This is a genomic window from Falsiroseomonas oryziterrae (assembly GCF_021864505.1).
GTDB classification, from domain to species: Bacteria; Pseudomonadota; Alphaproteobacteria; order Acetobacterales; family Acetobacteraceae; genus Falsiroseomonas; species Falsiroseomonas oryziterrae.
This window is the reverse complement of sequence record NZ_JAKJIB010000162.1, coordinates 1-8331: the sequence shown is the minus strand read 5'-3', so window position 1 is coordinate 8331 and position 8331 is coordinate 1. Positions and strand designations below refer to the sequence as shown.

General features: G+C 71.9%; 8 protein-coding genes. 1 reads left to right on the top strand and 7 read right to left on the bottom strand.

Annotation, left to right across the window (positions count from 1 at the left end; translation table 11 throughout):
- Positions 1-263: 263 nt before the first annotated feature.
- The 3 genes from L2I40_RS13700 to L2I40_RS13690 all read right to left on the bottom strand — a co-directional run bounded on the left by L2I40_RS13700 (position 264) and on the right by L2I40_RS13690 (position 5803).
- Positions 264-1241: a hypothetical protein gene (locus tag L2I40_RS13700; protein ID WP_237215521.1), complete on the bottom strand. Its 978-nt coding sequence runs from the start codon at positions 1239-1241 to the stop codon at positions 264-266.
- Positions 1242-1288: 47 nt separating this feature from the next.
- Complete coding sequence (locus tag L2I40_RS13695; protein ID WP_237215520.1) at positions 1289-3847, bottom strand: ATP-binding protein; 2559 nt, start codon at positions 3845-3847, stop codon at positions 1289-1291.
- An 84-nt stretch (positions 3848-3931) separates the two neighbouring features.
- Positions 3932-5803, bottom strand: a complete 1872-nt coding sequence (locus L2I40_RS13690) for an ABC-F family ATP-binding cassette domain-containing protein (RefSeq protein WP_237215519.1) — start codon at positions 5801-5803, stop codon at positions 3932-3934.
- A 242-nt stretch (positions 5804-6045) separates the two neighbouring features.
- Between L2I40_RS13690 and ndk the strand changes: the two genes are divergently transcribed.
- Entirely contained in the window at positions 6046-6468 is a 423-nt protein-coding gene (ndk, locus tag L2I40_RS13685) for a nucleoside-diphosphate kinase (RefSeq protein WP_237215518.1), read from the top strand.
- A 40-nt stretch (positions 6469-6508) separates the two neighbouring features.
- Here the strand turns inward: ndk and L2I40_RS13680 are convergent, their stop codons facing one another.
- From L2I40_RS13680 to L2I40_RS13665, 4 genes are all read right to left on the bottom strand, one after another.
- Positions 6509-6937, bottom strand: coding sequence for a GNAT family N-acetyltransferase (locus L2I40_RS13680; protein WP_237215517.1), 429 nt, complete (start codon positions 6935-6937; stop codon positions 6509-6511).
- Between the two features lie 118 nt (positions 6938-7055).
- On the bottom strand, positions 7056-7217 hold the full coding sequence (locus L2I40_RS13675; RefSeq protein WP_237215516.1) for an aa3-type cytochrome c oxidase subunit IV: 162 nt from the start codon (positions 7215-7217) through the stop codon (positions 7056-7058).
- A 19-nt stretch (positions 7218-7236) separates the two neighbouring features.
- Positions 7237-7926, bottom strand: a complete 690-nt coding sequence (purN, locus tag L2I40_RS13670; RefSeq protein WP_237215515.1) for a phosphoribosylglycinamide formyltransferase — start codon at positions 7924-7926, stop codon at positions 7237-7239.
- A partial coding sequence (locus L2I40_RS13665; protein WP_237215514.1) for an AIR synthase-related protein occupies positions 7923-8331 on the bottom strand: 409 nt, incomplete at its 5' end. The genes purN and L2I40_RS13665, both read right to left, overlap by 4 nt.

The following is an 8331-nucleotide window of genomic DNA, read 5'->3' as shown; positions in this document are numbered from 1 at the left end:
CCGCCGCCGCCGCCACCGCCGCCACCACCGCCGCCACCGCCGTTATTGGCGTATGCGGAGCCCTGGTCGGCGATGAAGCCGGTGACCGGCAGCACGGCGAGTGCCGCCCCGCCCAGCAACAACACCGAGACCCGGGCCAGCGACGAGAACCGCGGCGTTACGGTCATGGATACAACTCCCGATCGAGGTCGCTCGCGCGACTTCCGCCGAGGATGATGGCATGACCGTGGCGGCTTGCGCAAAGCGCCAAGGCCCGCCGCCGCTCAGAAGCTCATGCCGATGCCGACCGAGTAGCCGCTGATGCCCTCGCCGGTGATGACGTTGCCCATCAGCCGCACGCGGTTCAGGTTGATCCCGAAGGCGCCCAACTCCCAGCGCCCGACATCCACCTCGATGCCGGTGCCGAGCCGGGTCAGGCGGTCGGCGCCGAGAACCCGCTTCTGCGTGTCGGTCAGGAACTCGGTGTGGTAGGTCTCGAACACCCAGCGGACCGGCCGCCCCCAGGCTTCCCAGCCGATCGGCACTCGGTAGCGCGCCCAGAGCGTCGCGGTGCGGGTGTTCTCGCGCACGTCGAGCCCGCGCGAATAGACGGGCAGGGTGCGCAGGTTCATCTGCGACAGCCGGACCTCGACCTCGAACTCCCAAGCGGCGCGGTAATCGTACCAGGCGAGAACGATCGCACCGCCGATGCCACCGGTCGCAGCCTGTGCCTGCTTGAGGAACTCCAGGTCGATGCCGGTGAGGAACTCGAGCAGCTCGGCGCCGAGCGCGAGGTCGTTCGATACGTAGCCAAGGCTGGCATTCACCACCGGCCGGATCTGCAGCCGGTCCGTCACCGCGAAGGACCAGCCGACGCCGACGGTCGCCGAGACGCTGTTCCAGGCAACCGACAGCCGCCGGCTCTCCTCGTCGCGCGTGAGCACGAAGCGCGGGTTGTATCGCGCATAGCCGAGATAGCCCTCGAGATAGAGGGGGAAGTCCTCGGACCAGGTGAAGCCGGTGCCGAGCTGCCCGAGGAGCAGGCCCGTCTTCTCCGTGCTGCCTGCGCTCCGGCTCAGCTGGATGTCGCTCGCCGCGCCATCTGGCAGGACCGTCAGCGACTGCACGCCGAGGGCAAGGCGCGTCTGCGCATCCAGCCGGTCGCGCAGGAAGTCAGCGAGCCGCGTCGTCGGCTGCTGCTGCGCGACCGCTGGGGCGGCGAGCAGCAGGCTGGCGATCACGCAGGCGGCGAGGCGACGCATTCTACCTTCTCACCACTCCGTGATCGATCCGTCCAGCCGCGTGGGCCTCAGTCGACCTCCGCGCGGGTGAGCCGCCTGACCAGAGCTGCCAGTTCGTCCTGACGATAAGGCTTGTTCAGCCGCGGCAGCCAGGCTGCGCCGGGCGACTCCGCATAGCCGGTGGCGAGGACCACCGGCAGGTCCGGCCGCTCCCGTCGCAGATGCTCGGCCAGTTCCAGCCCCGTCATCCCCGGCATGGCGTGGTCGGTCAGCACAAGCTCGACACCCGGCTCGGCGTCCAAGCGCTGCAGCGCCTCCTCGGCGGAGTTGGCCACCACCGTGATGTGACCCATATCCTCCAGCATCATCGCCGTGCCCGCCGCCACCAGCGGGTCGTCGTCCACGACCAGCACGCAACGTCCGGGCTCGCCCTCGATGCCGCTGCCGGCCGAAGCCGCCGCTGGCCCGACTGCAGCAGCGGCGGGCGCGCGCGGCAGCCAGATCTCCACCGTCGTTCCCTCGCCGGGCGCGCTGAACAGCTTCAGCCCGCCGCCCGACTGCTGCGCGAGGCCCTGCACCATCGAAAGGCCAAGCCCCGATCCCCGCCCGACGCCCTTGGTGGTGAAGAAGGGCTCGGTGGCGCGAGACAGCGTCGCCGCGTCCATGCCGAAGCCCGTGTCGCGCAGCGCGAGGCGCAGGTAGCTGCCAGCGAGCAGGCCGGGCGGAGCGGCCGAGGACGGCGCCTCCGACGCGGCGGCGGTGATCTCGATGGTCCCGCCCTGCGGCATGGCGTCGCGCGCATTCACGACGAGGTTGAGGAGCGCGAGCTCGAGCTGGTTGGCGTCCACCAGGGCTGGCGGGAGGCCATCGGGCAGGCGCATGTCGATCCGCACCGTCGGTCCGGCCGACCGCTCGAGCAGCGACCGCAGCCCGCCCACGAGGCCGGCAAGGTCGGCCGGCGCCGGTCGCAGCTCCTGCCGTCGGGCGAAGGCCAGCATGCGCTGCGTCAGCGCCGCGCCACGCTCGGCGCCCTGCTGCGCGCCGTCGAGCAGCCTGTGCAGGCGGGCGTCCGGCGGCAGGCGCTTGCGCAGCAGGCCGAGATTGCCGATCACCACCATCAGCAGGTTGTTGAAGTCATGCGCCACGCCGCCGGTGAGCTGGCCCAGGGCCTCCATCTTCTGCGCCTCGCGCAGCCGCGTCTCGGCGGCCTTCAGCTCGGTCAGGTCATGGCCCTCGGCGACCAGCAGAACGACGTCGCCCGCCTCGTCGCGAACCGGCTTGAGCGAGAAGTCGATGGTGGCCAGCCGCCCCTCGCCGCCGCGCAGCGTCGTCTCGTAGCGCACCGGCGTCCCCGCCCGCGCGGTGGCCACGGCCTCGCGGAGCCGGCGTTCGGCCTGTGCGGCGTCGTGCCAGATCGGCGCCTCCCACAGCGGGCGGCCGACTGCCTCTTCCCTCTTGAGATCCGCGAAGTCCAGGCCGGAGCGGTTCGCCGCCAGCAGCGTGCCGTCTGTGGCGAGCATCGCCATGAACTGGAAGGTGCTGTCGAAGACGCCGCGGAAGCGCGTCTCGCTCGCGCGCAGGTCGCGCGTTCGCGCCTCGACCCTCGCTTCCAGCTCCGCGGCCGTCTCGCGCAGCTGCGCATTGGCAATCGCAAGCTGCCGACCGGTGCGCTCCGCCCGGTTCGCCATGCGGATCGCGAGAGCCGCGAGCAGGAGCAGCCCGAAGGCGACCGAGCCGATGACCTCCAGGGACCAGCGCACCGATCGGCGCCAGCCCGCGAGCGCCGTCTCGACAGGGATGCTGGCGGTGACCACGACCGGCCAGTCGGCCAGCCGGCGGAATGCGAGAATGCGTTCCTGCCCGCCGAAGGGCGAGACATGGCGCACTGTCCCCTCGGTCCGCTCGCGGAATGCACGAAGCACCTCGGCGTTCGAAAGGCCGGTGCCGACCTGGTCCTCGCGCAGCCCGGTCCGGGCCAGCACGCGCCCGTCGATGTCGAACAGGCCCATGACGATGCTCGGCCCGTGCTCCAGCGAGACCGTGGTCTGCTGGAAGAAGCTGGTGCGTATCGCGACTTGCACGACGCCGTCGAAGCCGCCGTCCGGGCGCCGCAGCATGCGCGTGAAGGTGAAGAGAATCTCGTTGGTGATGCGGCTGTACAGCGCCTCTCCGACATGCGTCTCTGCGCCCTCCAGATGGGCACGGAACCAGCGCCGGTCGGAGAGGTCGACCTGCGGCGCCGGATGCGCATAGGAGGCCGAGACGGGGATGCCGCGCGAGTCGGTGACCATTACGTAGTCGCCCGCGCTGCGATCCTGCAGGTCGCGCAGCCAGTGATGGATCTCCGCGTTGCCGCGCAGCGCGTCCGCGCCGCCAAGTTCCGCCACGCGGCTCTGCACCCGTTCGGTGACCAGCGACGAGGTCTCGAAGACCCGCTCGGCATACTGCTCCGCCACCCTGGACAGGTTGCGCATGGCGGCTTCCGCCCGTCCGATCGCGGCCGCGTGCTCGGTCCTGAGCGTGTCCACGCGAAGCCCGACCAGGGCCGCGAGGAAGAGCAAGACGAGCCCGACGATCACGAGGCTGACGCGATAGGACGCCGAGGAATATCCGGCCGTCGTCTTCACCGGCCGCCATCCTCGCCGGCAAAGCCGCGCCGCCCCTCACGAAACGGCCCGGCCGGCAAGGCCGGATCGCGCAGGCGCGCGCCGTCAGGCGGCATCGAGACGTTCCGAGAGATCCAGCCACTCCTCCTCCAGCGTGGCCGTCTCCCTGGCGATCGCGGCGCGCCGCGCGGTCGCCCAGGCGATGTCTTCCGACTTACGCTTGGCATAGGTGTCGGGATCGGCCAGGCGTTTCTCGATCAACGCCGCCTCGAGGCCAAGCCGCTCGAGCAGCCTCTCGATCTCCTTCAGGCGCTGCCGCAGGGGCGCAAGCTGCAGGCGGGCCTCCGCGCGGCCGCGACGTTCCGCGGTTCTCGCGCCGCCGGCCGGTGCGGCCTCGGCGCCTCCCGCCCGCGTCCGCTCCGAGAGCAGCGCACGGTAGTCATCCATATCCCCATCGAAGGCGCTGACGGTACCGTCGCCCACGAGCCAGAGCCGGTCCGCGACAAGCTCGACCAGATGCGGGTCGTGGGTGATCAGCAGAACCGCCCCCTCGAACTCCGCCAGCGCCTTCACCAGCGCCTCTCGCGCATCGATGTCGAGATGGTTGGTCGGCTCGTCCAGGATCAGCAGATTCGGCGCCTCCCGGGTGCAGAGCGCGAGCAGCAGGCGCGCCTTCTCGCCACCCGAACAGGCGCCGATCCGGGTCTCCGCCTTCTCGCCGGCCAGGCCGAACCGGGCGAGCTGGGCCCGGCATTGCGTCTCCGTCGCGCGCGGCATCGACGCCTGCATGTGGGAAAGCGGCGTGCCGGCGAGGTCCAGCTCCTCGCTCTGGTGCTGCGCGAAGAAGCCCACCTTGAGCCGTGAGGCCCGCCGAACCTCGCCGCGCGTGGGATCGAGCCGGCCGGCGATCAGCTTCGCCAGGGTCGACTTGCCGTTGCCGTTCGCGCCGAGCAGCGCTACGCGGTCGTCCTGGTCGAGCCGGAGGTTGAGGTTGCGCAGCACCGGCGGGCCGCCATAGCCGACCTCGGCCCGCTCGATCGCCACCACCGGGGGCGAGAGCTGCTCGGGCGGCGGGAAGGCGAAGCGCGTCGGCGCATCCTCGATCACCGCCTCCAGCGGTGGCAACTTCGCCAGCGCCTTCAGCCGGCTCTGCGCCTGCCGCGCCTTGGACGCCTTGTAGCGGAAGCGGTCCACGAAGGCCTGCATGTGCGCGCGCTGCTGCGCGATCTTCGCCGCTTCTGCCGCCTGCTGCGCGGCACGTTCCGTCTTCTGCCGGACGAAGCTCTCGAAGTTGCCCTGGTAGGTCGCGATCTTCGCCCGATCCAGGTGGGCGATCACGTCCACGCAGCGGTCGAGCAGTCCGCGGTCGTGGCTGACGACGATCGCCGCTCCAGGGAAGCGCGCCAGCCAGCCTTCCAGCCAGAGCGTCGCCTCGAGGTCGAGGTGGTTGGTCGGCTCGTCGAGCAGCAGCAGGTCCGGCTCGGGGAACAGTGCGCGGGCGAGTGCGACGCGCATCCGCCAGCCGCCCGAGAAGCTCGCCAGCGGCCGGGCCTGCGCCGCCGCGTCGAAGCCGAGGCCGGCGAGGATGGCGGCGGCGCGGGCCGGCGCGGCATCGGCGCGGATCGCGATCAGACGCTCATGGATCTCCGCGGCGCGATGCGCCTCCGGCTCCCGCTCAAGCTCCGCAAGCAGCGCGCCACGCTCGGTGTCGGCGGCGAGCACGGCGTCGAGCAGCGAGCCCTCGCCCCCCGGTGCCTCCTGCGCGACATGGCCGAGGCGGGCGCGGGCGGCGAGCCTCACTTCCCCGCCGTCGGGCTGGATCTCGCCGATGATCGCCTTGAGCAGCGTGGACTTGCCCGCCCCGTTACGCCCGACAAGGCCGAGCTTCCGCCCGGTGTCGAGCGTCATCTGGGCGCCGTCGAGCAGCGCGCGGCCGCCGACGCGGAGCACCAGGTTGCGGATGGCGAGCACGGTCATTTTGTGAATTGTAGCGCGGTCGGGCACCCCGGCGCAGCCACCCGCGACACTATGCGCCGCTCAGGCGGTTCCCGTCCGCCGGCTCCGGGTGCGGGCAGCCGCCGGGCTGCGGTGGGGCAGGGAGCACGCCCGGTCGGACACTGGCGGGCCGGAGCGGCTGGCGGGACTTGCGCAGCCCCGCGCCAACGCCTATCCCCCCGCCGCCTTCGCAGACGCACAACGACACCGCAAGGAACGCCCCCATGGCCATCGAGCGCACCTTCTCCATCATCAAGCCTGACGCGACCCGCCGCAACCTGACCGGCGCGATCAATGCCATCTTCGAGAAGAACGGCCTGCGCGTCGTGGCCCAGAAGCGCATCTGGATGTCGCGCGCCCATGCCAAGGAGTTCTACAAGGTCCACGCCGCGCGCCCGTTCTACAACGACCTCGTGGACTTCATGGTGTCCGGCCCGGTCGTCGTGCAGGTGCTCGAGGGCGAGAACGCGGTGGCCAGGAACCGCGAGCTGATGGGCGCCACCAACCCGGCCAATGCCGCGGAGGGCACCATCCGCAAGCTCTTCGCCGAGAGCATCGAGGCGAACTCGGTGCACGGCTCGGACAGCCCGGAGAACGCGGCGATCGAGATCGCCTATTTCTTCGCCGGATACGAGATCGTCGGCTGACACCGCTGCGCCGGCGGGCCCGTGCCTGCCGGCGCTTCGCCTAGAGCCTCAGCTTGAACCCCTCATGCGTGGCCCGGAAGCCGAGCCGCGCATAGAACCGGTGCGCGTCCGCCCGCGACTTGTCGGTGGTCAGCTGCACGATGCTGCAGCCTCGCGCGCGGCACTGTTCCACGGCCCACTCGATCATCCGCTGGCCAAGCCCCGCGCCGCGCTGGCCGGCGGCGACCCGGACCGATTCGATCTGGCCCCGCCAGGCACCGCGATGCGACAGGCCCGGGATGAAGCTGAGCTGCAGCATCCCGACGAGCCTGCCGTCATGCTCCGCCACGGCCAAAAGCTGGTTCGGGTCGCGCTCGATCGCGGCGAAGGCATCGAGATAGGCCTGCGTCAGGGGCAGGCCCGGCGCTTCGCGCTCTCGCCCGAGTGCGTCGTCGGCGAGCAGCCCCACCAGGGCCGGCAAGTCCGCCACCCGGGCCGCGCGCATCCGCGCCGTCAACGGGGCATCGCTGGAGCTGCGGCAACCTCGCCGGGAGACCGTCCCGGCGCATCACCGCGGCGTGGCCGCCGCCCGGCGCCCGCGAGAAGGGTCAGACCAGGAAGATCCACATCAGGACCAGCACCACCACCGTGGCGCCGGCCGCCCAGGTCGTGCCGACCATGAACCGGTCGTAGAAGGCGCGCCGCTCCGGCAGGATGTCGTCCGCCTTCACCTCGACCAGCTCCATCTTGCTCGGGCCCTCCTCGGCCATTGTCCTTGTCCTTGTCGGCTCAACCTGCCGCGCTTGTAGAAACCGGCTTGAATCCGGGCAAGGGGAGGGGGTTGGCCAGCGCCGTCCCGGCCCCGGGTGCCGCCACCTGCGCCACCTCGCCCTCCACCCGGACCAGCCCCGCCGCCAGCCAGCCGAGGGCGGCCGGATAGATCCGGTGCTCCTGCTCGAGGACCCGGGCGCCGAGCGTCGCCTCCGTGTCGCCCTCCAGGACCGGGACGGCGGCCTGGGCCAGGATCGGGCCCTCGTCGACGCCCGGCCGCACCAGGTGCACCGAGCAGCCATGCAGCTTCACCCCGGCCGCGAGCGCCCGGGCATGGGTGTCGAGCCCCTTGAAGGCCGGCAGCAGCGAGGGGTGGACGTTCACCAGCCGGTCGCGCCAGCGTGCGACGAAGCCCTCGGTCAGCACGCGCATGAAGCCGGCCAGCGCGATCAGCCGCACCCCGTGGCCGCGCAACTCGGCCTCCATCGCGCGCTCGAAGCCGTCGCGATCGCGGCCGAAGACGCGGGATTCCACCACCGCCGTCGGCACGCCGCGCGCCCGCGCATGATCGAGCCCCGCCGCGTCGTCGCGGTTGGAGAGCACGAGCACGATCTCGGCCGGATAGGCGGGGTCGGCTGCCGCCGCCAGCAGCGCGGCCATGTTGCTGCCGCGCCCGGAGATGAGCACGGCGGTGCGCGCCCGCCTCATGCCGCGGGCCAGCCCGCCGGAAGGTGGTCCACCCGCACCGCGGCCGGGCCCTCGGACGCCTCCAGCACGCCGATGCGCGTCGCCGCCTCGCCCTCCGCGGCGAACAGCGCCGCCGCTGCCTCCGCCTGCTCGGCCGCGACCACCACGACCATGCCGAGGCCGCAGTTGAAGACCCGCAGCATCTCGTCCGGCACGATCCCGCCGGCCCTTGCGAGCCAGCCGAACACCGGCGGCACCGTCCAGGCACGGGCGTCGAGCGCCGCGGTCACGCCGGCCGGCAGCACGCGCGGCAGGTTCCCGGGCAGCCCGCCGCCGGTGATGTGCGCCGCCGCCTTGACCAGGCCCGCCCGGTGCGCGGCCAGCAGGGGCTTCACGTAGATCCGGGTCGGCGCGAGCAGCGCCTCG